Consider the following 24,902-nt stretch of genomic DNA (forward strand, 5'->3'; position numbering starts at 1 on the left):
ACTAATGTGCTTCTTCCCAATTATCGCCAATACCAATACTCACTACCAAAGGTACCTTTAACTCTGCAACATTACACATCAAGCCAGGCAATTTAGCTTGCAAAAGCTCGATTTCATCCAAAGGCACATCAAATACCAATTCATCGTGTACTTGGAGAAGCAGTTTTGTTTTCAATTGCTCCTTTTCAAGCCAATCCTCAACTGCAATCATGGCCAACTTAATCAGATCTGCAGCGGTGCCCTGCATCGGAGCATTAATTGCAGCGCGCTCCGCACCTTGGCGACGTGGGCCATTCGAGCCTTTAATCTCTGGCAACCAGAGACGGCGCCCAAAAACTGTTTCCACGTAACCGTTTTCTCTGGCCTCCAAGCGAGTGTGCTCCATATATTGAGCAACTCCTGGGTAACGATCAAAGTATTTGGCAATATAGTTTTGTGCAGCAGAGCGTTCGATTCCCAAGTTACCCGCAAGACCGAATGCACTCATGCCATAAATCAAGCCAAAATTAATGACCTTGGCATAACGTCGCTGCTCAGAGCTCACATCATCTAAGGGAATGCCGAAGATTTCTGCAGCTGTAGCCTGGTGAACATCCTTACCATCTCTAAAGGCTGTTAACAAATTTTCATCCTCAGCAATATGCGCCATGATGCGCAGCTCAATTTGCGAATAGTCTGCTGAAAGTAATTTACAGCCATCAGCCGGTACAAAAGCCTCCCTAATACGACGGCCTTCTTCAGTACGCACAGGAATATTCTGTAAGTTGGGATCGCTAGAGGCCAAGCGGCCAGTAACTGCAGTGGCTTGAGAGAAGTTGGTATGTACACGACCCGTCTTTGGATCAGCCATACGTGGAAGTTTCTCAATATAAGTGGACATTAGCTTCGCTAAACTGCGGTAGTCCAAGATACGTGCTGGCAAGGGGTAATCTTCGGCAAGTTTTTGCAATACCTCTTCATCTGTAGAAGGTGCGCCGGAAGGTGTTTTCTTAATGACCGGCAACTCCAGTTGGCCGAATAATATTTCAGCAATCTGCTTGGGTGATTGAATATTGAATGGTTGTCCAGCCAGCTGATGAATCTCTCCTTCTAACTCCAGAAGACGCTTACCCACTTGCTGACCTTGCTTAGCTAATAAAGCAGAATCAATCCGAATGCCGTTGCGCTCCATGATGCCCAGTACACGCATCGCTGGCATTTCAATCTTTTCATAGACATACAGCAATCCCTGATTTTCCTGAATCTGTGGCCATAGCTCTAAATGCAGACGCAAGGTAATATCTGCATCCTCTGCTGCATAGTCCGTAGCAATTTTGAGATCAACTTGATCAAAGCCAATCTGATGAACACCCTTGCCGCAAACCTCTTCGTAACGAATCGTCTTCATGCCTAGATGACGCTCAGCCAAGCTATCCATATTGTGTGGAAGATGTGATTCCAACACATAAGACTCTAGCAAGGTATCAAATGCAACGCCATTTAAGGTAACCCCATAGTTAGCAAAGATATGTGCGTCATACTTTAAGTTTTGCCCGACCTTTAAATGCGTTTTACTTTCTAACCAAGGTTTCATGCGCGCAAGAACAGTAGCGCGATCTAGCTGCACCTCTCCATTGCGATGTGCCACCGGAATGTAACAAGCCTCACCTGGCTTGACCGATAAAGAAATGCCAACTAACTCTGCAGCTAGCGCATCCAGACTAGTGGTTTCTGTATCAACGGCAGTTAATTCTGCTGAATCAATTTTCTTGAGCCATTTTTCAAAGCTCGCTTCGTCCACTACGCATTCATATGTTTTCTCAATGGCACCTTGAAAATCTTTCGCATCTTGTGACAAATCTTTGGTAGGCGAAGTTGCAATCACTGTAGATTTTTTTGGCGAAGCAAACTGATCGGCTACTTGATTAGCAATTGGAGTGCCTGCTAAGTCAACAGTAGCCGCAGGAGCGTCATTCGGTGGACTTGTTAGCTGCTTTTCTACATCCCGCAACCAAGTCTTAAAAGCATAGCGCTCAAATAGTTCTCGCAGTAAAGCGGCATCTTCAGACATTGCATGGAGATCATCTAAGCCAGGTAAATGTGGGGATAAATCACAATCGGTTTTAACAGTGATCAGTTGTCGCGCTTGAGGTAGCCATTCCAATGAGGCACGCAGATTTTCTCCAACCACGCCTTTTACTTGATCAGCATTGGACATCAAATTATCAAGGTCACCAAATTCTGCTAACCATTTATTAGCTGTCTTTGGTCCAGCCTTAGGAACACCCGGAACGTTATCGACCGCATCTCCAATAATGGATAAGTAATCGACTATGCGCTCTGGTGGAACACCAAACTTTTCAATCACGCCATTGATATCTAACTTTTCATTAGTCATCGTATTAATCAAGGTCACCGATGGATTGACTAACTGAGCTAAATCCTTATCGCCAGTGGAGATGATGGTTTCCCAACCCGCTTGCGTAGCTTGGCAAGCTAAGGTACCGATCACATCATCAGCCTCAACTCCAGAAACCATTAATACCGGCCAGCCCAATGCTTTGACAATCGCATGAATCGGCTCAATTTGTTTGACCAAATCCTCCGGCATTGGGGAGCGATGGGCCTTGTATTCGGAGTACATTTCATCTCGGAAAGTCTTACCTTTGGCGTCAAAAACACAGGCAATGTGGTCGGCCTTGAGCTCCGACCTGGCTCGGCGCATCATATTGACCATGCCATAAATGGCCCCAGTGGGCTCCCCAGCCCCATTTCTGAGGTCTGGCATGGCATGGAAGGCGCGATAGAGGTAGCTAGAACCGTCTACCAACAAGAGTCTATGTTTAGTCATACCGCAATCGTACAATCTAGTTGTGAATTGCCTACAGGTCTGGTTAAGGAACCGTCCGAGAGTAGGCTTAAAAAGGTGAAAAATGATGCATGCACTAACCAACTTAATTAGCCACGCCTTCAGTCAAAACCTGGCTCTCATGAGCTTTTTGATGGCTTTAGGACTTTTAGCAGTAGCACCTGCACATGCCCAGAATAACAGCCAAGCCCTAAGTCCTTCGGAACTCAACCGAATCAACAATCAGCCGCTTGCACCTGTTGCAACTCCATCAGGCGCCCTCAATTCTCCCCAGAGTCGCAATCCAAGCTATCAATACAAGGACGCGAATGGCACTGAAATCACAGAATACAAAGATACCAATAGCCCAACGCAAGTTCAAGTAAAAACCAAGTACACCACTTATGAGATGTCTCCGCCAGATTCTGTAAAGCCTGGAGCGCAATCTGGAGAAGGTGGTTTGCTGAGCGTGCCTAGCATCAGTATTCCACTGAAGTAAAGAAAAGAATCGTTGCTGCTTTATGGCTGTATTTACCCCAATCGAACTAAAAGATATTTCCCATTGGATTGCTAAAGACTTCAAGATTGGCCAAGCCAGCGAAATTCGGGGAATTCATGGTGGGATTGAAAACTCCAATTTTTTCCTCGATACCATGCAAGATGGAAAAAAACAGGAGTACGTTTTAACCATCTTCGAAAGATTATCTGCGCAGCAACTCCCTTATTACCTGGAATTGATGCGCCACTTGGCAAACAAAGGCATTCCGGTTCCAAAGCCGATTGAGAATCACAAAGGTGAAATTCTGTTTTCACTCAAAGGGAAGCCCGCTGCAATTGTGAGCAAGCTACCTGGATTATCTAGACTCAAGCCAGAGGTAAAACACTGCAGCATGGTTGGCGAGATGCTAGCCAAGATGCACTTAGCTGGCAAAGACTTTTCTAAGACTCAAGAGAACTTACGTAGTCTTGGATGGTGGCAAAAAACAATTCCTCTGATAACACCACATCTCAATGCAGCGCAAAAAGATTTGCTGATCCACGAGCTAGCAATACAAGAAGCTTTTTTCAGCTCAGCTGCTTATGACATGATTCCGCAGGGTGCCAGCCACTGCGACCTTTTTCGGGACAATGTCTTATTTGATCCAAGGGGATTGGCTGATAGCTCTCAGGATCAATTAGGTGGTTTCTTTGACTTCTATTTCGCCGGTACTGATAAGTGGCTATTTGACCTAGCAGTGACTGCAAATGATTGGTGTCTGGCTGATAATAAACAGGATTTAGATCCTGCACGCCTTGATGCCCTCATGCAAGCATATCAATCGGTACGCCCTCTCACTAGCGAAGAACAAGCGAGCTGGCCCCTCATGCTTCGTGCAGCAGCGCTGCGTTTTTGGGTATCTCGCCTTTGGGATTTTTATTTACCTAGGGATGCGCAAATGTTGACACCGCATGACCCAACTCACTTTGAACACATTCTTTTAAGTCGCCGATCCCTATGAAACTAAATTCCGTTCCACCTAAAGAAGGTTATACCTGGATCAGGCAAGGCATTTGGCTCTTTAAACAGAATCCATTGGGCTTCTTGATGTTGGTCTTTTTGTATATCTTTGCAGCTCAATTGGCAGTGATTATTCCGGTGATTGGTGTGTTTGCTGTGTTACTTCTCACACCAACACTATCGGTAGGCTTTATGACTGCTTGTCGCCAAGCCATTCAAAAGGAGCGCATCAGTCCGATGGTGTACTTGATCGCACTGAAGTCTGGCGCCCTCATACGCAAACGTATCTTGCAACTGGGTATCGTGTATGCGGTTCTGATTTTGCTTCTTAGCTTTGTCTTAAGTCTCTTAGTAGATTTTGAATTACTAATCCCATTAATGACAAGCGATAAGCCGATTACGCCCGAGGCCCTTCGTCAAATTTACTTGGTGCTGTTCTTTGGAGCAATTCTCTATATTCCGGTAGCCATGTTGATGTGGTTCTCACCAGTTCTAGTAGCCTGGGAAGATATGCCTGTTGCTCAAGCGCTCTTTTCTAGCTTCTTGGCCTCCTGGACTAATAAGTCAGCATTCTTTGCATATCTGACAATTTGGAGCGTTGTTTTGATTGCCATCCCATTAACGGTGGGCATGATTTTTGATGCAATGGATCTAGGTCAGGCCGCTTCTTTCATTATTGCGCCCATCTCTATGGCAGGTCTGACTGTAATGCACTGCTCCTTCTATGCAACCTGGAAAGCCTGCTTCACAGAAGATGAAGTCATTCCATCTGCTTAAGCATTAAATGAGATTTCAAACTAATCAATCGCAGCAAGCTTGGCGATACTGAGCTGCAACCATTTCACGCCATGCCGCTTGAAGTTCACTTGGGCTCGCGCGTCCGTATCAACACCTTCTAACCCCGTAACTCGCCCCTCACCAAATTTTGTATGAAACACATTTTGGCCAATCGAAAATGGATAACTTCCACGCGGTGGCGAAGCCAGTCTTTTCACTTCAGTTGAAGCTGAGCCAACTCGCTTTGTAGGTCTCGGACGTTCGCTACCAGAGTCAAAGAAATCATCAGATTCGTATTCGCGCTGGCGGGTATAGCCATCCTGCCAGGTCGCTCCAGATTTAGTGCCTCCACCCCAGCGTGCATCTTTTGCCTTTGGTGTGAGCCACTTCAAAGATTCAGAAGGTAATTCCTCTAAGAAACGGGATGGCATGTTGTAACGCACTTGGCCATGGAGCATGCGTGACTGAGTATGTGACAAATACAAACGCTCCTTAGCGCGAGTAATTGCGACATACATTAAGCGGCGCTCTTCTTCTAAGCCATTCTGCTCATTGATACTGTTCTCATGAGGAAATAAACCTTCTTCTAGGCCCGTAATGAATACGGAGGTGAACTCCAAGCCTTTGGCGGAGTGCACTGTCATTAACTGCACTGCATCTTGCCCAGCTTGAGCCTGGTTATCACCTGCCTCCAAGGAAGCATGGGATAAGAAGGCTGCTAAGGGTGAAACTTCAACGATGCCAGGAGCATTTTCACCAGGCAACATGGCCGCAGCAGCATCCTGTCCGTACCCCTCTTCAGCAATAAAAGCCGTTGCAGCATTAATCAATTCTTGTAAGTTCTCTACACGATCTTGACCTTCACGCTCCGAAAGATAGTGCTGAATCAAACCACTGTGCTGAATTACAAACTCAACGGTTTCAGGAAGGGTGTTATGACGCGTAGCTTCACGCATGTGATCTACTAAACGTACAAATCCACCCAGAGCAGCACCGGCTTTACCCTCTAAGGAAGAGGCAGCAGTGTACAGAGAGCATTGCTGAGACTTGGCTGCATCTTGTAAGGTCTCGATTGATCTTGCACCAATGCCACGTGTCGGGAAATTGACTACCCGCGAGAAAGAAGTGTCATCGTTTGGATTTTCGAGCAAACGTAAATATGCAAGCGCGTGTTTAATTTCAGCGCGTTCGAAGAATCGCAATCCACCATAGACGCGATAGGGAATGGCTGCCGAGAACAAAGCATGTTCAATAATTCGAGACTGTGCATTACTTCGATACAGCAGTGCTATTTCAGTGCGTTTAATGCCACTACTAATAAGGGCTTTAATCTCATCAACTAACCAAGCAGCCTCTGCATGATCACTCGGTGCATCAAAGATACGCACGGGTTCACCGTGGCCTGCATCGGTTCGTAGATTTTTTCCAAGTCGCTCTGAGTTATTGGCAATTAAATGATTTGCTGTATCTAATATATGTCCGTGTGAGCGATAGTTCTGCTCCAACTTCACCATCATAGGGTGATACTGCTTTTCGTAAAGGCGCATATTCTCAACATCAGCACCGCGAAAGGCATAAATACTTTGATCATCATCGCCTACCGCAAACACTGCACTGCTTCCCATGCCACTCACATTAATACGACTAGCATCATGGCCAGATAATAATTTGAGCCACGCATATTGCAAAGCATTGGTATCTTGAAACTCATCAATCAAGATATGGCGGAAGCGTTCTTGGTAATGCGTACGAATCGCCTCGCTATGTTTTAGTAACTCGTAGCTGCGCAAGAGGAGTTCAGCAAAATCAACCACCCCTTCACGTTGGCATTGCTCATCATAAGCTGCATAGAGTTGCGCCATCTTTGCCTGAAAATCATCTCCGACCGATAAATCTTTAGCACGCTGTCCGCGCTCTTTAGCATGAGCAATAAAGTACTGCAGCTGTTTTGGAGGGTACTTCTCATCATCCACCTTCAAACCCTTCAAAAGACGCTTAATGGCAGAAAGCTGATCTTGGGTATCTAATATTTGGAATGTTGATGGCAAGCCGGCATCTTTATGGTGCGCTCGTAATAAACGGTTGCAAAGACCATGAAAAGTTCCAATCCACATGCCTCGGGTATTAATCGGCAACATGGCACTTAGTCGCACCATCATCTCTTTGGCAGCTTTATTGGTAAAAGTGACCGCCAGGACCCCTATAGGCGAGACCTGACCAGTTTGGATCAACCAGGCAATACGGGTCGTGAGGACGCGAGTCTTGCCGCTACCAGCCCCAGCCAAAATCATGGCTGATTGGGCTTGGCCATTTTCATTAACGGGCGGGAGGGTTACTGCCTCGCGTTGTTCTGGGTTGAGGTTGGCGAGCAGGTCAGAGTACATCGCCCCAATTATAATTTGCCTCTTATGCCAAATGCCTCAAATACCCCTAATTCACCAGCAGCCAGTTCGGCAGACGAACTCGCTAAATCCTATGAACCTGCCCCGATCGAAGCCTACTGGGGTCCAGAGTGGGAACGTAGGGGTATTGCCGAAGCCACCATGCTCGCAGGTAAGGGTGATTTTTCCATTCAGCTACCGCCCCCCAATGTCACTGGCACCCTACATATGGGTCACGCCTTTAACCAAACCATCATGGATGGCCTGGTTCGTCATGCACGCATGTCTGGCAAAAATACTTTGTGGGTCCCTGGTACTGACCACGCTGGCATTGCTACCCAAATCGTAGTCGAGCGTCAGCTCGATGCACAAAAAGTTTCTCGTCATGACTTAGGTCGTGAAAAGTTTTTAGAAAAAGTATGGGAATGGAAGGAAACTTCCGGTACTACCATCACCCGTCAAATTCGTCGCCTAGGTGCTTCGATTGATTGGAGTAAAGAATATTTCACAATGGACAGCAAGATGTCCAAAGCAGTGGTGGAAGTTTTTGTTCGCCTGCACGAACAAGATTTGATCTATCGCGGTAAACGTTTAGTGAACTGGGATCCCGTTTTAGGTACTGCGGTATCAGATCTTGAAGTGGTGAGCGAAGAAGAAGATGGCTCGATGTGGCATATCCGCTATCCACTAACCGATGACTCCGGCCACCTGACCGTTGCCACAACTCGTCCCGAGACTTTGCTAGGTGACGTTGCCGTCATGGTGAACCCCGAAGACGAACGCTACAAGCACCTCATTGGCAAGTCAGTCAATCTGCCTTTATGTAATCGTCAAATCCCGATCATTGCTGATGACTATGTGGATTTAGCTTTTGGTACTGGCGTAGTGAAGGTAACGCCTGCACATGACTTTAATGACTACGCAGTGGGACAACGTCATCAACTACCACTCATTAATATTCTTACTTTAGATGCGAAGATTAATGAAAATGCGCCAGCTGCTTATCAAGGCATGGAACGCTTTGCTGCGCGCAAACAAGTAGTAGTAGATCTAGATGCGGCTGGCCTATTAGAAAAAGTGCAGCCACACAAGCTCATGGTGCCCCGTGGTGACCGCACCCAAACCATTATTGAGCCGATGCTCACTGACCAATGGTTTGTGGCGATGTCCAAACCCAGTCCGGATAACCAATATCAACCTGGCTCATCGATCGCTGGCGCTGCATTAGATGCAGTCACTAAGGGTGACATCAAGCTTGTTCCAGAAAACTGGATTAACACATACACCCAGTGGCTAGAAAATATTCAAGACTGGTGCATCTCACGTCAGCTCTGGTGGGGTCATCAAATCCCTGCTTGGTATGGCGATGATGGCCAGATCTTTGTAGGCCGCTCTGAAGAGGAGGCTAAAGCAAAAGCTGTTACTGCCGGCTATACCGGCAAACTGAATCGCGACCCTGATGTTCTTGATACTTGGTTTAGCTCAGCACTTGTTCCCTTTAGTTCACTAGGCTGGCCAGAAAAAACACCTGCCTTAAATCACTTCCTACCATCATCGGTATTGGTCACTGGCTTTGACATTATTTTCTTCTGGGTGGCTCGCATGGTCATGATGACCTGTCACTTCACTGGCAAAGTGCCCTTTCATACTGTGTACGTTCACGGCTTAGTGCGCGATGCTGAAGGTCAAAAGATGAGTAAGTCCAAAGGAAACACCTTGGACCCAATTGATTTAATCGATGGCATCAAGATTGAAGAGTTAGTCGGAAAACGTACTACCGGCTTAATGAACCCCAAGCAAGCAGAAAGTATTAGTAAGAAAACCAAAAAAGAGTTTCCGGATGGTATCCCTGCATTTGGAACCGATGCCTTGCGCTTTACTTTTGCATCTCTGGCCTCTCTTGGTCGCAATATTAACTTTGACCAAAAGCGTTGTGAAGGCTATCGCAACTTCTGTAATAAGCTTTGGAATGCCACCCGCTTTGTGTTGATGAATTGCCCTGATGGCGACGAAGAAAATGGCTTTGCACCTTGCGACAATCAATGCGGTCCCGATGGCTATTTGGATTTTTCACCGGCTGATAAATGGATTGTTTCTCAACTCCAAAGAACTGAGGCTGAAGTTGCCAAAGGTTTTGAGAACTATCGCTTTGACAATATCGCAAGCAGCATCTACCAATTTGTTTGGGATGAGTATTGTGATTGGTACTTAGAACTCGCCAAGGTACAGCTGCAAACCGGCACCCCAGCCCAGCAACGTGCCACACGTCGTACGCTATTAAGGGTTCTAGAAACCATCTTGCGAATGGCGCATCCACTGATTCCATTCATTACTGAGACTCTTTGGCAAACCGTTGGACCTAAATCTGGAAAGGATTTAGAAAAACAAGAAAAGCAAACTATTGCCTTCCAGTCCTACCCCGTTTCTCAGCCAGAAAAAATTGATGAGAAGAGCGAAGCTTGGGTAGCGCAAATCAAAGCCATCGTAGATGCATGCAGAAACTTGCGCGGCGAGATGCAAGTGCCCCCCGGTCAAAAGGTTCCTCTTTGGATTAGTGGATCAGAAGCCTTCCTGCAAAAAGCTACGCCTTACTTACTCGCCTTAGCTAAACTCTCTGAGGTCAAAATCTATCTCGATGAGTCTGGCTTAGAAAAAGATGCTCCTGGCGCTCCGATGGCACTCGTTGGCGATCTGAAGCTACTTCTGAAGATTGAGGTTGATGTTGCGGCAGAGCGTATTCGACTTGGCAAGGAAATAGAGCGCCTCGCCAACGAAATCACCAAAGCCCGTGGCAAATTGACCAATGAAAGCTTTGTAGCTAGAGCTCCTGAAGAGGTGGTTGCCCAAGAAAAACAGCGTCTTGCTGGTTTTGAGCAGAATCATGAGAAGCTTGTTGCACAATTAGAGCGTCTGAAATAAAGCAATAGTCAATCCAGAGTGATCGGAACCCTTATGCCATTAACTACTAAAGCTGTTACCAAAGCCGTCTTTCCTGTTGCTGGCTTAGGCACTCGCTTCTTGCCTGCAACCAAAGCAAGTCCAAAAGAGATGCTCAATGTAGTTGATAAGCCCTTGATTCAGTACGCGGTTGAAGAAGCTATAGCAGCTGGTATTACCGAGATGATTTTTGTTACTGGTCGGAGCAAACGCGCTATCGAAGATCATTTTGATAAAGCATATGAACTGGAAGCTGAACTGGAAGCCAAAAACAAACAAGCTTTACTAGAAATTGTACGGAGTGTTAAACCAAGTCACGTTGATTGCGTGTATGTGCGTCAACCCGAGGCACTCGGCTTAGGTCATGCAGTTTTGTGTGCAGAGAAACTAGTACGTGATGAGCCTTTTGCCATCATCTTGGCGGACGACTTATTGGATGGACAACCCCCCATCCTCAAACAGATGCTTAAGGTATTTAATGAGCAAAACGGCTCAGTGATCGCCGTAGAAAAAATTGATCCAGCCAAGAGTAGCTCCTATGGCATCGTATCTGGCGACGAGGTGGCTAAAGGTATCTATCGCCTTAATGGCATTGTAGAAAAGCCCCAACCAAAAGATGCGCCTTCTAATTTAGCAGTTGTTGGCCGCTACGTTCTGTCCTCTGATATTTTTAGCCACATTCGCAATCTCAAACCAGGCGCTGGTGGCGAAATTCAGTTGACTGATGCGATTGCCTCCTTACTAAAGCAAGATTCTGTATTTGCTTATGAGTACGATGGCGTTCGCTATGACTGCGGTAGCAAGCTTGGCTACCTTAAAGCTTCAGTGGAATTTGCTCTTCGTCACCCAGAAGTAGCAACTGATTTTGCGGCTTACTTAAAGAGTCGCTCTTTAACTTAAGACTCTTTTTTTCGCCGACCTGCTCACTTATCTTCTTTTCATAAAGAAAATCAATACATCACCTTCAGTAGTGCTAGCGAGTAATTCATTACCCGTTTGTTTGGCAAATGCTGGAAAGTCATGGGCGGCACCAGCATCGGTTGCTTTGATCTTTAAGACTTCACCCGACTGCATGGTTGCTAACGCCTTTTTAGTTCGCAAGATGGGCAAGGGGCAGTTCATGCCAATCGCATCGACCTCAGCATTAAATACAATATTTTGATCACTCATTTGCTTGCTATCCAATCCTTAACGCCATCCAAGGCTGCGCCTAGCTTACTAGGGTCCGTTCCGCCAGCCATTGCCATCTCTGGCTTACCGCCGCCTTTGCCGCCCACCTGCTGAGCAACAAAATTCACGAGATCACCCGCTTTAACCTTGCCAATAGAGTCTGCAGTAACACCGGCAATTAAGCTGACTTTATCGCCCTGTACGGATGCCAGAACGATTGCTGCAGTTTTGAGTTTTGCCTTGAGTGCATCCATCGTTTCACGTAAGACTCCTGCATCAGCACCATCTAAACGAGCAGCTAATACCTTGAGACCATTAACATCAATTGCCTGACCAGCTAATTCGTCACCCTGACTTGCCGCCAACTTAGAGTTCACCTTTTCTAGCTCACGCTCTGCTTGACGCAAACTCTCTTGTAACTGCGCAACGCGGTTTACTAAATCACCTGGATGGGTTTTCAGAATCGCTGCAGCTTCATTCATTCTGTCTTCCATGCCCTGCAAGAAGTGAAGTGCATTATTGCCAGTGACCGCCTCAACACGACGGATCCCCGCTGCTACACCACCCTCAGAAACAATCTTGAGGCTACCAATATCTCCAGTGCGTGATACGTGTGTGCCACCACATAGCTCTTTGGAGCTACCAATTTCTAGTACACGGACTTCTTCACCGTACTTCTCACCAAACAGCATCATGGCGCCAGTCTTCTGCGCATCCTCCAAAGACATAACCTTACCTGATGTGGCGGTGTTCTCCAGAATCTCTTGATTCACAATATCTTCTATTTTGCGAATTTGCTCAGATGTAATCGGAGCATTGTGAGTAAAGTCAAAACGGGTCTTGGTAGCATCTACCAGTGAACCTTTTTGCTGAACATGATCACCCAGCACCTCACGCAAAGCTTTGTGCAAGATATGTGTAGCACTGTGATTTCGCATCGTATCAGTTCTTTGTTGAACGTCTACCAAAGCATTGAGCGTATCACCCACTTTAAGCTCACCCTCGAGTAAGTCACCTTGGTGACCAAAGACATCAGCCTGAATCTTAAAAGTATCTTCTACTGCAAAACGGACCGTCTCATTACGAAGCTCGCCTTTGTCGCCAACTTGGCCACCAGACTCCGCGTAGAAAGGAGTGTTATCCAGTACGATAACAGTAGCATCACCAGCCTTCACCGAAGCCACTGCAGATCCATCTACATATAGACCGGTTACCTTTGCACCCACATGTTTTAAGGTGTCATAACCATAAAACTGGGTAGGCTGGCCTTTGTACTCTAAGCCTTGAGCTACCTTGAACTTGCCGGCTGCCCTGGCTTGATCGCGCTGCTTTTGCATTGCCACTTCAAAACCGGGGGAATCGACTGTCACGCCACGCTCACGGCAGACGTCTGCGGTTAAGTCCAATGGGAAGCCAAAGGTGTCATGTAAACGGAAAGCGGTTTCGCCATCAACTACTTTGGCGCCGCCAGCTAAAGCGCCATCTAAAATTTCCATACCATTGGCAATCGTCTGAAAAAAGCGCTCTTCCTCTTGCTTTAGTACTTCACCAACCTTATCTTGTGCAGCACGCAATTCTGGATAGGCATCGCCCATCTCTTTAACCAGAGCAGGAACCAATTGATAGAAGAATGGTTTGCGTGCACCTAACTTGTAGCCATGACGAATCGCACGACGTGCAATCCGACGCAATACATAACCGCGTCCTGCATTACCCGGAATTACTCCATCCACAATAACAAAGCTACAAGCACGAATATGGTCAGCAATCACTTTAAGAGAAGGACTCTGCGCATCACAGCTCCCTCCACCAGCAGCATCTACAGCATCTTTAGCAGCCTTTAATAAATTGACGAAGAGATCGATCTCATAGTTAGAGTGAACGTGCTGCAAAATAGCGGCAATACGCTCAAGGCCCATGCCCGTATCAACACTAGGCTTAGGCAGCAGGTGCATGACACCGGCTTCATCACGATTGAACTGCATGAAGACGTTATTCCAAATTTCAATATAGCGATCGCCATCTTCATCTGGACTGCCAGGAGGACCACCAGGAATATGATCACCGTGATCATAGAAAATTTCTGTACAAGGACCGCAAGGTCCGGTATCGCCCATCATCCAAAAATTGTCAGAAGCGTAACGTGCGCCCTTGTTGTCGCCGATTCGAATAATGCGATCAGTTGGAATACCGATCTGCTTATTCCAGATCTCATAAGCCTCATCATCTTCGGCATAGACCGTGACCAACAGTTTTTCTTTGGGTAACTTAAATACTTGGGTCAATAAATCCCATGCAAGCTGAATCGCATCTTTCTTAAAGTAATCTCCAAACGAAAAATTACCCAACATCTCAAAAAAGGTGTGGTGACGTGCGGTGTAGCCCACGTTATCCAAATCATTGTGTTTGCCACCAGCCCGAATGCACTTTTGGGCAGTCGTAGCGCGGTTATAAGGCCGCTTATCAAACCCTAAAAACACGTCTTTGAACTGGTTCATCCCCGCGTTGGTAAATAGCAGGGTTGGGTCATCCCCCGGGACGACCGGACTGGACGGAACGATTTGGTGGCCTTTTTGGGCAAAGAAATCTAGGTATGCCTGGCGAATTTGAGAGACTTTCATGCTGATAATTATCGCATTGGCACCCGCCTAGGGCAAACCCTAGACAAGAGACCCCCTTAGTGCCTTACAATCGCTCAACATCAATAAATCGGCATTTAAGTCGATCAATAAGGAGCACAACTTGAAAATTCGCAATCAACGGGATTTTGGGGCTGGGATCATGTATATGGTCATTGGTCTCTTCTTCGCCATCATCGCAAGACAGTATCAATATGGCACAGCAGCCAAGATGGGCCCTGGTTATTTCCCATTCTGGCTGGGCATGCTGATGGCAGCTATCGGCTTATTGGTTCTTGTCAGATCTATGAATGCTAAGGCTGCGATCGAGAGTATTCCAAAATTCAATTGGCGCATCATGCTCCAAATCACGGGCGCGGTTGTTTTGTATGGCCTTTTGCTCCCTAGGATGGGCTTCTTAGTAGCTGTTGTGGTTTTAGTTTTTGTTGCAGCTAGTGCTAGCAAAGAGTTCACCTGGAAGGGTACTGCTATCAATGCCGCCTTCTTGGTAACCTTTACTTATTCCGTGTTTGTAGTGGGTCTGAAGCTTCAGTTCCCGCTCCTGCCAGTATTCCTACAACAATAAAGAACCGGGAAATTACAAAATGGATTTATTTGCTAACTTAGGCCTCGGTTTCGAAACCGCATTTACCTTACAGAATCTCCTGTACTGTTTGATCGGCTGTGTACTGGGAACCCTCATCGGCGTATTGCCTGGTCTGGGCCCGATCGCCACTATCGCGATGCTCTTGCCAGCAACTTATGCGTTGCCTCCAATTGCTGCATTGATTATGTTGGCTGGTATTTATTACGGCTCACAGTATGGTGGATCCACAACTGCGATTTTGCTCAACATTCCGGGGGAGACGTCGTCAGTGGTAACCGCAATCGATGGCTACCAAATGGCTCGCAATGGTCGAGCTGGTGTTGCCTTGTTTACTGCAGGTTCCGCTTCATTCTTTGCAGGTTGTGTGGCAACTTTAATTTTGGCTGCATTTGCTGCACCTCTCTCACAGCTCGCCTTTAAGTTTGGTCCTGCTGAATATTTCTCACTCATGGTCTTAGGACTAATTGGTGCGGTTGTTCTAGCATCTGGCTCCCTGATTAAAGCGATTGGCATGATCATCTTAGGTCTTTTGATGGGCCTCATTGGTACCGACGTGAACTCTGGCGTCTCACGCTATGCGTTTGATATTCCAGAACTCAGTGATGGTATCGGCTTCGTTGCAGTTGCGATGGGTGTATTTGGTTTCGCAGAAATCATGGGCAACCTTGAGAAAACTGGCGATGATGAGGGCTTCCTCAACAAACTTACAACCATGGTTCCAACCAAAACTGATGTGAAGCGCATGATCCCATCTATTTTGCGCGGCACTACTATTGGTTCTATCCTGGGTATTCTGCCTGGTGGTGGCGCTGCTTTGGCCGCTTTCGGCGCTTACTCTGTTGAGAAAAAATCTTCTAAGTACAGCCACGAGTTTGGCAAAGGTGCCATTGAAGGTGTGGCGGGTCCTGAAGCAGCGAACAATGCTGCTGCTCAAACCTCATTCATTCCATTGCTCACACTGGGTATCCCTCCAAATGCTGTGATGGCTTTGATGGTTGGCGCGATGACCATTCATAACATTCAACCAGGTCCACAAGTGATGACCAGTAACCCAGCTTTGTTCTGGGGTCTGATTGCTTCGATGTGGATTGGTAACGTGATGTTGATTCTCTTGAACTTGCCTCTCATTGGTATTTGGGTCAAGCTCTTGAAGATTCCATACCGCTTCCTCTATCCAGCGATTTTGGTGTTCTGTTGTATCGGTGTATATACCGTGAACAACACCGTGTTTGACGTCTATGTCACTGCTGGCTTTGGCTTGATTGGTTACCTATTCTTCAAACTGGGTTGCGAACCTCCTCCATTGCTCTTGGGCTTCGTGCTTGGGCCCATGATGGAAGAGAACTTCCGTCGTGCCCTATTACTTTCCCGCGGTGACTTCACCACCTTCCTGACTCGCCCACTTTCACTAGGCTTGCTGATTGCTGCAGCCCTCTTGGTAGTGATCGTAGCTTTGCCGGCGGTGAAGAAGACTCGCGAAGAGGCATTCGTAGAAGATTAATTCGCTTTACCTCTGTAGAAACGAGCCCGCAGCAGTTTGCGGGCTTTTTCTTTATGGGTAAGAGGTTTTCTCTACAATATGACTATGTCAGAAGATAGCAAACCCTCAAAAGCAAGTACTGGCGCCCTAGCTGAGCCCTCCAACTTCTTACGTCAGATCATTGATCATGACTTAGCAAGTGGTGCTTTTGCCAAGCGCACTAATTTAGCCGGCGAGCCTATCCCATCGATCATTACGCGCTTTCCGCCTGAGCCCAACGGCTATTTACATATTGGTCATGCGAAAAGTATTTGCCTAAACTTTGGTCTTGCTGCTGACTACAATCATCAGCCTGGTAGTGCGCGTTGCAATATGCGCCTTGATGACACCAACCCTGTCAAAGAAGATATCGAATACGCAGTTAGTATTTTGGATGCAGTCAAATGGCTTGGGTTTGATTGGGGTACCCATCTTTATCATGCCAGCGACTACTTTGATCACCTTTATGAATTTGCGCAAATTCTGATTCAGAATGGCAAAGCTTATGTTGATAGTCAAAGTGCTGATGACATTCACACCAATCGTGGTAACTTTGGTCAAGCAGGAAAAAATAGTCCGTATCGTGAACGTAGTCCAGAAGAAAACCTTGCTCTCTTTCGCGAGATGAAGAGCGGGAAGTTCAAAGATGGTGAACATGTTCTACGCCTGAAAATTGATATGGCTCACCCCAATATCATCATGCGCGATCCTGTTGTCTACCGTATTCGGCATACGGATCACCATCGCACTGGCAGCAAGTGGTGTATCTATCCCTTATATGACTTCACGCATTGCATCTCTGATGCCCTAGAGAATGTATCCCACTCTATTTGCACTCTCGAGTTTGAAAACAACCGCCCTCTTTATGACTGGATTGTTCATTCGCTAAAAGAACTGGGTGTCTTCAAAGATCCCGTGCCACATCAGTATGAGTTTGCCCGTCTAAACTTGACTTACACCATTACCAGCAAGCGCAAACTATTACAGCTCGTTGAAGAAAAACGGGTTGATGGTTGGGATGATCCGCGCATGCCAACGATTGTGGGTATCCGTCGCCGCGGCTATACCCCAGAAAGTATTCGTTTATTTTGTGAACGTATCGGAGTCTCCAAAGCAGATAGTTGGATTGATATGAGCACTCTTGATCAAGCGCTACGTGATGATCTGGAAGCAAGAGCGCCTCGTGCCACTGCGGTACTTAAACCACTCAAACTCATCATTCAGAATTTTGATGCTACCGCCAAAGAGCCTTGCTCTGCTCCGCGTCATCCACAACATCCCGAATGGGGTAATCGTGAATTTCATTTCACACGTGAGTTGTGGATTGAAGCGGATGACTTCATGAAAGAACCCATCAAAGGATTCTTCAGATTATTTCCACCGATGGGTGATCAGCCTGGAAGCCGCGTTCGCCTGCGCCATGGCTTTGTGATTGAATGTACTGGCTTTGAGACTGACGTCAACGGCAATGTCATTGCGGTTCATGCGACCCACTTCCCCGATAGCAAGAGTGGCACAGCTGGCTCCAATAACTATAAGGTGAAAGGGAACATTCACTGGATTAGTGCTGCCGAAGCGATTCCTAGTGAAGTGCGCTTGTACGATCATCTCTTTAGTGACCCACATCCTGATAGCGGCGATAAGAATTTCTTGGATGCGATTAATCCCCATTCCAAACAAACCATTACCGCCTACCTTGAACCTTGCATGAAAGAAGTGAAAGCAGAAGAGCGCTTCCAATTTGAACGTCACGGCTACTTTGTTGCCGATCAGCTTGATTCCAAACCTGGCAAGCCAGTATTTAATCGTACAGTTGGTCTTAAGGATTCTTGGAAATAGTATTCAGAAAATGTGTCACACTCGGATAACGAAGTGGCGTTTTGAGTTCATGCAGCCGAGTATTTGTCACCCTTCTTGATTCGCGCATAAACGACCATAGCATCGGATTGACAATTTTTTGTAATTGCTCGGCTGGCATTCTGGGTGGTCGATCTAGACCAAAAGCATCCGCCACCTCATCAAAATAGTCTCCCATTTTGGTCTCACCGCCATCGCACGTATTGATCACTCTCTGCGGTTTGCCGTGATACACCGCAGCGCAAACCAACCTTGCCAAATCATCACTATGAATGTGATTTGAGTAAGCATCTTCCTCGGGCCGCAGTACTGGTGTTTGAGACTGCAGACGCTCTAGCGGTAGACGGTCTGCCGCATAAATACCGGGTACACGCAAAATAGTTAAAGCCACTCCATGAGCAGGCGCCCACAAACGCAATGCAAGCTCAGCATCGACCCTTCTTTGGGCGCGCTCACTCTGAGGGCTAACTGGGGTACTCTCGCTGACTTTAGCGCCCTGGTGATCACCATAGACGCCTGTAGTACTGATATAAATCAGGCGCCTGACGGCTTGAGATCCTTGGGCTAAAATTCGGATGAGGTTACGGGTTCGGCAATCACGACTTCCTTGGTTTTGGGGTGGCGCTAAATGAATGGCGGTTTGAGCTAAACTGGATAAGCGCCATAAAGATTCTGGCTGGTCCAGATTACCCAGAATGGGAGTTGCGCCAACCTTCCTTAACTCCTGAAAGCGACTTTTCGAAGTCGTTAAGGCAAAAACTCGATGACTACGGGAAAGCTGTTTAGCCACCCGCAGACCAATGTCACCGCAGCCAATAATCAGGATAGAAGGTTTACCAAAAGATTGCATAAGTAACATCGTAACGATTTATTGAAAGGAATGAGAGTGACTTATCAGATCACGCTCAAAACGAGCGGCAAACAATTTACTGTTAATCAGGATGAAACCCTCCTGGAAGCCGCCCTGCGTCAAGGCATTAATTTACCCTATGGCTGTAAAAATGGTGCCTGCGGCTCCTGCAAGGCTAAAGTTGTAGAAGGTCAGGTGACCCATGGCCAACATAGCGAGAGCGCTTTGAGTAAGGCGGATGAGACCACTGGCGGTACTTTATTTTGCTGTGCCCACCCTCAATCTGATCTTTTGATTGAGGCCCGTGAGGTTCAAGGTGCTAGCGATATTGCCATCCGGAAAATGCCTTGCCGAGTCAATGTGATTGATAGGCCAAGTAGCGATGTCGCCATCCTTAAACTACAGTTGCCTGCTGCTGAGCGCTTTCAATTTCTGGCAGGGCAATATCTAGAGTTCCTCCTCAAGGATGGTCAGCGTCGTGCCTACTCTATTGCGAATGCGCCTGATCAAGAAGGTCCACTCGAGCTACATATTCGCCATTTACCTGGCGGCCTCTTTACTGATTTTGTATTTGGAACTGCGACACCCGCCCTCAAAGAGAAAGATATTTTGCGCTTTGAAGGGCCTATGGGGAGCTTCTTCTTGAGAGAAGATTCAAAGAAGCCCATCATCTTTGTTGCAGCGGGTACTGGCTTTGCCCCAATTAAATCCATCATCGAGCAGATGCAGGCCAAAAAGATTCACAGACCAATCGAACTCTACTGGGGTGGACGCCGGCCCAGCGACCTCTATTTAGACGATTTATGTAAGGCCTGGCAAAACGATATTCCTAACTTCAGGTACGTGCCCGTCATCTCAGATGCCTTGGTAGAGGATGCCTGGGGAGGCCGCACTGGCTTTGTTCATCAGGCAGTGATGGCAGACCATCCTAATATGAAGGCCCTGCAGGTCTATGCCTGCGGCGCTCCGGTAATGGTCAATGCGGCACGAGAGGACTTTTCATCCAAATGTGATCTACCCGAGGAAGAATTCTTTGCGGACTCCTTTACAAGCGCAGCAGATTTAGTCGCCAACTAAACTCCAATAAAGTTAGATAATAGAAACTTCATTAGCCCCATTTACCCAAACCGAGTATGAATAAGCCAGTTCAAGCGATCGACACCCATGCAGTGATGTTCATCACCCAACGCCCAGAAATCATCATGGTCGAAGGTACGGGCTCGTGGGTAACGGACAACAATGGCAAGCGTTATTTAGATTTCTTACAAGGTTGGGCTGTTAATTGCTTAGGCCATAGCAATCCTGGAATGATTGCAGCACTGAATGCTCAAGCAAAAAAAATAATCAACCCAAGCCCTGCTTTTTATAACGAGCCTATGATTGGCTTATCCAATCTACTCACTGAAAATAGTTGTTTTGATAAAGTCTTTTTTGCTAACAGCGGCGCTGAGGCAAACGAAGGTGCCATCAAACTTGCACGCAAGTGGGGTCAGATCAATAAAAATGGTGCCTTTGAAATCATTACTTTTGAACACAGCTTTCATGGCCGCACATTAGCCACGATGAGTGCCTCCGGAAAGCCTGGTTGGGATACGATGTTTGCCCCGCAAGTGGCTGGCTTTCCAAAAGCAGAATTAAATGATTTAGAGTCCGTCAAAAAACTGGTCACCGATAAAACAGTTGCGGTGATGATTGAACCCATTCAGGGCGAAGGTGGTGTGATACCTACCACTAAAGAATTTATGCGCGAACTGCGCAAGTTCACTAAAGAAAACAATATTCTGCTAATCGCTGATGAAGTACAGGCTGGTTGTGGCCGTACCGGTACCCTCTTTGCTTACCAGCATTACGGAATTGAGCCGGACATCATGACCTTAGGCAAGGGCATTGGTGGTGGCGTCCCCTTGGCAGCCCTCATGGCAACGAATTCAGTAGCTTGCTTTGTACCAGGAGACCAAGGTGGCACCTATAACGGCAACCCACTCATGACCGCTGTAGGTATGAGTGTCATCGAACAATTATTAGCGCCAGGATTTTTGGATAGCGTCAAAGCCAAAGGTGAATTACTCAAATCAGAACTGCTCAAACTATCCGTAGAATTTAATCTCGAGGGCGAGCGTGGCGAAGGTTTGTTGCGTGCACTCATGCTTGGCAAAGATATTGGTGGAAAGCTCGTTGAACTCGCTCGTGATCGCAACCCTGAGGGATTGCTGATTAATTCACCAAGGCCAAACTTATTACGCTTTATGCCAGCCCTCAATGTGAGTGAAGATGAGATTCGCCAGATGATCAATATGCTGCGTGAGTTACTTAAACAAACCGCTTAGGGTTGTTCCTTTTCAAACGCTGACTTATTCGCCTAAATAAGCTGTTCGTACTCTAGAGTCCTCTAGCAATTCTTTACCTGAGCCACTTAAAGTAATTAATCCACTTTCCATGACATAAGCGCGATTTGCGATCTGCAAAGCCAAACGTGCGTTTTGCTCTACCAAGAGAATCGTCATGCCACTGGCTGAAAGATTTCGGATAACATCAAAAATAGTTTCTACCATGATGGGAGATAAACCCATTGAGGGCTCATCCAATAGTAATAACTGGGGTTCCGCCATCATCGCCCTACCCATGGCTAGCATTTGCTGCTCCCCGCCAGAGAGGGTTCCTGCTAGCTGCGGTAAACGCTCCTTCAATCTTGGAAAGTAAGAGTAGACCTCTTCTAACTTTTGCTGAACAGCCTTGGCATCTTTTTTCAGAAATGCCCCCATCTGAAGATTTTCTAGAATGGTCATACGCTTAAATACCCCGCGACCCTCAGGAACCATGCCCATACCGAGTTGCACCAGATCATAGGCCGGCAATTTCTCAGTAGGACGACTTGAGAACCGAATCTCACCTGCTGATGGAGTCAATACACCAGCAATGGCCTTCAAGCTTGAGCTCTTGCCTGCCCCATTAGCCCCAATTAAAGCAACTAACTCACCCTGATCAACATGTAAATCAATTCCTTTGACGGCATTAATCCCGCCATAAGAAACTTTGAGATTTTTTACACTCAGCAAGGTACCCATCACACTGCCCCCTGACCGAGATAGGCCCTAATCACTTCTGGGTGCACGCGCACATCTGCCGGCTTACCCGAGGCAATCACTTTTCCGTAATCAAGCACTGTCAGGCTGTCACAAATACCCATCACCAAACTCACATCATGTTCGATCAGTAAAATAGTTTTGCCATCCGCCCGAATACGCAGCAATAACTCACGCAACTCCAACTTTTCAGTTGCATTCATTCCTGCTGCAGGCTCATCTAGAGCCAGCAGCTTAGGTTCAGTAGCCAAGGCCCGTGCGATCTCTAGGCGGCGCTGATGTCCGTACGATAGATTGCGTGCTTCCATAGCGGCATACTCACTTAAACCAACATAAGCTAGCAGTTGCAGTGATTTATCTCGAATAGATCTCTCCTCTCGCTTAGTAGATGGAAAGCGAAAGATTGCACCCAGCACTCCCGCGCTTGATCGACAATGGCAGCCGACCATCACGTTTTCTAGAACTGACATTTCACCAAATAGGCGAATATTCTGAAAGGTTCTAGCTAATCCAGACTGAGTGACCTCAGAGACTGACTCGGGAACATAAGACTTTCCATCAAATAAAAATATCCCAGAATCAGCTGGATATAAACCCGTAATGACATTAAAGAAGGTGGTCTTACCTGCGCCATTGGGCCCTATTAACCCAACGATCGAGCCATGTGGAACTTTTAAGCCCACTGAATCGAGCGCATGGACACCGCCAAAGCATTTAGAAACATTAGCGACATCTAAAAGTAAGCGCTCCATCATGAATTATTCCCACCCTTTTGCCAGATACCGCCTGGGCGATACAGCATGATTAAGATGAGGGCTAAGCCGTAAATCAGTTGGCGAATGATTTCAACATCAATAATCACATGGCCGAACAGGGCTTGTTGCAAAGGTTGCGCAATGCCACGCAATACCTCAGGAAAGATAGCGAGTAGAACTGCGCCCAGGATGACGCCAGGGATGTGCCCAATGCCACCAAGCACCACCATTGCTAACACGACAATCGATTCCCACAGGGTAAATGATTCGGGCGAAACAAATCCCTGAAAAGCAGCAAATAAAACTCCCGCTACACCAGCAAAAGATGCTCCGATAGCAAAGGCTAACAGTTTCATATTGCGAGTATTGATACCCATCGCCTTAGCAGCTATCTCATCTTCACGAATAGCTACCCATGCACGACCGATTCGTGAGTCCTGTAGATGTAAACAAACAATCGCTATGGATATGGCCAAAAGTAAAAACAAATAGAACACCAGATATAGACCAGGAATCTGTATAAATCCGAGATCCAATGGCTTTGCAAAAGAAATTCCAAATAATTGAATTGGATCAATTGCAGCAATTCCTTTAGGACCATTGGTCAGATTAAATGGACGATCCAGATTATTCATAAAGATCCGAATAATTTCTCCAAAACCCAAAGTCACAATCGCTAAGTAATCTCCTCGCAACTGTAGAGTTGGAAAACCTAAAATGATGCCAAATAGAGCTGCTAGGATGATGGAAAACACAGCAACAATCCAAGGTGAAAAATGCATCCCCTCCGGAAAGGCTGCCGCAATAGTCTCAAACTGCTGCGGTAAGTGCGGGGATGCTAATAGCGCAAAGCTATACGCACCAAGCGCATAAAAAGCGATATATCCTAAGTCTAGTAGTCCAGCAAAGCCCACAACGACATTCAAACCCAGGGCAAGAACGATATAAAGCAAAGCAAAGTCGAGCACTCGTATCCAGTAATTACCGCCACTAGCGCCAACCACCCAAGGCAAAATCATTAAGGCAACGATGCCGATCCATAAATAGGCGGACCGAGGGAGTTGATCAAATAGGGCTTTCTTAAGCACGGTCTGAAACCCTTTCACCCAAGAGTCCCGTTGGACGCAAGACCAAAACCAAGATCAACACTAAGAAGGCAAAGATATCTTGATAGTTTGAACCAAAGACGCCACCAGTCAAATCACCAATATAGCCAGCGCCTAAAGATTCAATTAATCCTAAGAGTAGGCCACCCAACATGGCCCCCTTTAAATTTCCGATGCCGCCCAAAACAGCTGCAGTAAAAGCTTTTAGGCCGGGAATGAATCCCATATAAAAATGTACATTTCCGTAGTTACTAGCAATCATGATCCCAGCCAGAGCCGCTAGCGCTCCGCCTAACATAAAGGTAATTGAAATAACACGATTCGGATTGACACCCATGAGTGCGGCAATTTGAGTGTTCTCTGCTGTAGCTCGCATGGCTCTACCAAGTTTGGTTTTTTCGACCAAGAACAACAAACCACACATCACTGCTAACGCAACCACAATGATGACAATTTCCTTACCAGTAATCGTTGCGCCACTACCCCATAAATCAATTGGAATTGAAGGCAACAATTGTGGATAGGTCATCGGGTTACGAGACCAAATCATCATCGCAATTGTTTGGAGCAAGATCGACATACCGATTGCAGAGATCAAGGGGGCTAAACGTGGCGCATTGCGCAGAGGACGATAGGCAATCCGCTCAATCCAGTAGCTTAAGCCAGCGCAAACGGCCATCGTGATAGGTAAAACAATTAAGAGGGTTAACCAACCCGGAAGATCGCTAGTGAAACTTAAGATTAATCCCAGTAATGAAAGCGATACCATGGCGCCAATCATTAGTACTTCACCATGAGCAAAATTGATAATCCCCAGTACGCCATACACCATGGTGTAACCCAAGGCAATCAAAGCATAGATGCTACCTAGCACTAAGCCATTGATTATTTGCTGAAGAAAGATATCCATTAAGTTA

General features: G+C 46.7%; 19 protein-coding genes. 10 read left to right on the forward strand and 9 right to left on the reverse strand.

What is annotated here, in order from left to right:
• Position 1: 1 nt before the first annotated feature.
• On the reverse strand, positions 2-2,830 hold the full coding sequence (gene polA, locus CBI31_RS04585; protein ID WP_088525238.1) for a DNA polymerase I: 2,829 nt from the start codon (positions 2,828-2,830) through the stop codon (positions 2-4).
• Positions 2,831-2,912: 82 nt separating this feature from the next.
• Between polA and CBI31_RS04590 the strand changes: the two genes are divergently transcribed.
• From CBI31_RS04590 to CBI31_RS04600, 3 genes are read left to right on the forward strand one after another with little or no spacing between them, the layout of a single operon-like run.
• Entirely contained in the window at positions 2,913-3,326 is a 414-nt protein-coding gene (locus CBI31_RS04590; protein WP_088525239.1) for a hypothetical protein, read from the forward strand.
• A gap of 22 nt (positions 3,327-3,348) precedes the next feature.
• Complete coding sequence (locus CBI31_RS04595) at positions 3,349-4,326, forward strand: homoserine kinase (RefSeq protein WP_088525240.1); 978 nt, start codon at positions 3,349-3,351, stop codon at positions 4,324-4,326.
• Positions 4,323-5,102, forward strand: coding sequence for a BPSS1780 family membrane protein (locus CBI31_RS04600; protein WP_088525241.1), 780 nt, complete (start codon positions 4,323-4,325; stop codon positions 5,100-5,102). Before CBI31_RS04595 ends, CBI31_RS04600 begins: the two co-directional genes overlap by 4 nt.
• A 20-nt stretch (positions 5,103-5,122) precedes the next feature.
• Here CBI31_RS04600 and CBI31_RS04605 read toward each other — a convergent pair whose 3' ends face one another.
• Entirely contained in the window at positions 5,123-7,486 is a 2,364-nt protein-coding gene (locus CBI31_RS04605; RefSeq protein ID WP_088525242.1) for a UvrD-helicase domain-containing protein, read from the reverse strand.
• A gap of 24 nt (positions 7,487-7,510) precedes the next feature.
• On the opposite strand from CBI31_RS04605, the gene CBI31_RS04610 reads away from it, so the two are divergent.
• On the forward strand, positions 7,511-10,402 hold the full coding sequence (locus CBI31_RS04610; RefSeq protein ID WP_088525243.1) for a valine--tRNA ligase: 2,892 nt from the start codon (positions 7,511-7,513) through the stop codon (positions 10,400-10,402).
• Positions 10,403-10,435: 33 nt separating this feature from the next.
• Complete coding sequence (gene galU, locus CBI31_RS04615) at positions 10,436-11,320, forward strand: UTP--glucose-1-phosphate uridylyltransferase GalU (RefSeq protein ID WP_088525244.1); 885 nt, start codon at positions 10,436-10,438, stop codon at positions 11,318-11,320.
• Positions 11,321-11,347: 27 nt separating this feature from the next.
• Here galU and CBI31_RS04620 read toward each other — a convergent pair whose 3' ends face one another.
• Positions 11,348-11,590, reverse strand: coding sequence for a sulfurtransferase TusA family protein (locus CBI31_RS04620; protein WP_420812061.1), 243 nt, complete (start codon positions 11,588-11,590; stop codon positions 11,348-11,350).
• Complete coding sequence (alaS, locus tag CBI31_RS04625; protein WP_088525245.1) at positions 11,587-14,211, reverse strand: alanine--tRNA ligase; 2,625 nt, start codon at positions 14,209-14,211, stop codon at positions 11,587-11,589. The genes CBI31_RS04620 and alaS overlap by 4 nt, the downstream gene beginning before the upstream one ends.
• A 121-nt stretch (positions 14,212-14,332) precedes the next feature.
• On the opposite strand from alaS, the gene CBI31_RS04630 reads away from it, so the two are divergent.
• The 3 genes from CBI31_RS04630 (at position 14,333) to CBI31_RS04640 (ending at position 18,173) form a co-directional block, all read left to right on the forward strand.
• A complete protein-coding gene (locus CBI31_RS04630; protein WP_088525246.1) occupies positions 14,333-14,794 on the forward strand; it encodes a tripartite tricarboxylate transporter TctB family protein in 462 nt (153 codons plus the stop codon).
• A 19-nt stretch (positions 14,795-14,813) separates the two neighbouring features.
• A complete protein-coding gene (locus tag CBI31_RS04635; protein WP_088525247.1) occupies positions 14,814-16,316 on the forward strand; it encodes a tripartite tricarboxylate transporter permease in 1,503 nt (500 codons plus the stop codon).
• Positions 16,317-16,400: 84 nt separating this feature from the next.
• Entirely contained in the window at positions 16,401-18,173 is a 1,773-nt protein-coding gene (locus CBI31_RS04640) for a glutamine--tRNA ligase/YqeY domain fusion protein (protein ID WP_088525248.1), read from the forward strand.
• On the opposite strand, the gene CBI31_RS04645 is transcribed toward CBI31_RS04640, so the two are convergent.
• On the reverse strand, positions 18,154-19,041 hold the full coding sequence (locus CBI31_RS04645; protein ID WP_088525860.1) for an SDR family oxidoreductase: 888 nt from the start codon (positions 19,039-19,041) through the stop codon (positions 18,154-18,156). The two genes, CBI31_RS04640 and CBI31_RS04645, sit on opposite strands and share 20 nt — an antisense overlap.
• Before the next feature lie 36 nt (positions 19,042-19,077).
• Between CBI31_RS04645 and CBI31_RS04650 the strand changes: the two genes are divergently transcribed.
• Positions 19,078-20,118, forward strand: coding sequence for a CDP-6-deoxy-delta-3,4-glucoseen reductase (locus CBI31_RS04650; RefSeq protein ID WP_088525249.1), 1,041 nt, complete (start codon positions 19,078-19,080; stop codon positions 20,116-20,118).
• Positions 20,119-20,174: 56 nt separating this feature from the next.
• Complete coding sequence (locus CBI31_RS04655; RefSeq protein ID WP_088525250.1) at positions 20,175-21,368, forward strand: acetylornithine transaminase; 1,194 nt, start codon at positions 20,175-20,177, stop codon at positions 21,366-21,368.
• Between the two features lie 24 nt (positions 21,369-21,392).
• On the opposite strand, the gene CBI31_RS04660 is transcribed toward CBI31_RS04655, so the two are convergent.
• From CBI31_RS04660 to CBI31_RS04675, 4 genes are read right to left on the reverse strand one after another with little or no spacing between them, the layout of a single operon-like run.
• Positions 21,393-22,106, reverse strand: a complete 714-nt coding sequence (locus CBI31_RS04660; protein ID WP_088525251.1) for an ABC transporter ATP-binding protein — start codon at positions 22,104-22,106, stop codon at positions 21,393-21,395.
• Positions 22,106-22,879, reverse strand: coding sequence for an ABC transporter ATP-binding protein (locus CBI31_RS04665; protein ID WP_088525252.1), 774 nt, complete (start codon positions 22,877-22,879; stop codon positions 22,106-22,108). The genes CBI31_RS04660 and CBI31_RS04665 overlap by 1 nt, the downstream gene beginning before the upstream one ends.
• Positions 22,876-23,967 (reverse strand): branched-chain amino acid ABC transporter permease, encoded by a 1,092-nt coding sequence (locus tag CBI31_RS04670; RefSeq protein ID WP_420812062.1) that lies wholly within the window; start codon positions 23,965-23,967, stop codon positions 22,876-22,878. Before CBI31_RS04670 ends, CBI31_RS04665 begins: the two co-directional genes overlap by 4 nt.
• On the reverse strand, positions 23,960-24,895 hold the full coding sequence (locus CBI31_RS04675) for a branched-chain amino acid ABC transporter permease (RefSeq protein ID WP_088525861.1): 936 nt from the start codon (positions 24,893-24,895) through the stop codon (positions 23,960-23,962). The genes CBI31_RS04670 and CBI31_RS04675 overlap by 8 nt, the downstream gene beginning before the upstream one ends.
• Positions 24,896-24,902 lie beyond the last annotated feature (7 nt).

It is taken from the genome of Polynucleobacter campilacus, assembly GCF_002206625.1.
Taxonomy (GTDB): domain Bacteria; phylum Pseudomonadota; class Gammaproteobacteria; order Burkholderiales; family Burkholderiaceae; genus Polynucleobacter; species Polynucleobacter campilacus.

Excerpts from the sequence above, each read along its gene's own strand:
- CBI31_RS04595 (WP_088525240.1), top strand. The coding sequence starts at position 3,349 with ATGGCTGTATTTACCCCAATCGAACTAAAAGATATTTCCCATTGGATT.
- CBI31_RS04665 (WP_088525252.1), bottom strand. The coding sequence starts at position 22,879 with ATGATGGAGCGCTTACTTTTAGATGTCGCTAATGTTTCTAAATGCTTT.
- CBI31_RS04655 (WP_088525250.1), top strand. The coding sequence starts at position 20,175 with ATGAATAAGCCAGTTCAAGCGATCGACACCCATGCAGTGATGTTCATC.
- CBI31_RS04605 (WP_088525242.1), bottom strand. The coding sequence starts at position 7,486 with ATGTACTCTGACCTGCTCGCCAACCTCAACCCAGAACAACGCGAGGCA.
- CBI31_RS04600 (WP_088525241.1), top strand. The coding sequence starts at position 4,323 with ATGAAACTAAATTCCGTTCCACCTAAAGAAGGTTATACCTGGATCAGG.
- CBI31_RS04675 (WP_088525861.1), bottom strand. The coding sequence starts at position 24,895 with ATGGATATCTTTCTTCAGCAAATAATCAATGGCTTAGTGCTAGGTAGC.
- CBI31_RS04660 (WP_088525251.1), bottom strand. The coding sequence starts at position 22,106 with ATGGGTACCTTGCTGAGTGTAAAAAATCTCAAAGTTTCTTATGGCGGG.
- CBI31_RS04645 (WP_088525860.1), bottom strand. The coding sequence starts at position 19,041 with ATGCAATCTTTTGGTAAACCTTCTATCCTGATTATTGGCTGCGGTGAC.
- CBI31_RS04590 (WP_088525239.1), top strand. The coding sequence starts at position 2,913 with ATGATGCATGCACTAACCAACTTAATTAGCCACGCCTTCAGTCAAAAC.
- CBI31_RS04620 (WP_420812061.1), bottom strand. The coding sequence starts at position 11,590 with ATGAGTGATCAAAATATTGTATTTAATGCTGAGGTCGATGCGATTGGC.
- CBI31_RS04635 (WP_088525247.1), top strand. The coding sequence starts at position 14,814 with ATGGATTTATTTGCTAACTTAGGCCTCGGTTTCGAAACCGCATTTACC.
- polA (WP_088525238.1), bottom strand. The coding sequence starts at position 2,830 with ATGACTAAACATAGACTCTTGTTGGTAGACGGTTCTAGCTACCTCTAT.
- galU (WP_088525244.1), top strand. The coding sequence starts at position 10,436 with ATGCCATTAACTACTAAAGCTGTTACCAAAGCCGTCTTTCCTGTTGCT.
- CBI31_RS04610 (WP_088525243.1), top strand. The coding sequence starts at position 7,511 with ATGCCAAATGCCTCAAATACCCCTAATTCACCAGCAGCCAGTTCGGCA.
- CBI31_RS04640 (WP_088525248.1), top strand. The coding sequence starts at position 16,401 with ATGTCAGAAGATAGCAAACCCTCAAAAGCAAGTACTGGCGCCCTAGCT.
- alaS (WP_088525245.1), bottom strand. The coding sequence starts at position 14,211 with ATGAAAGTCTCTCAAATTCGCCAGGCATACCTAGATTTCTTTGCCCAA.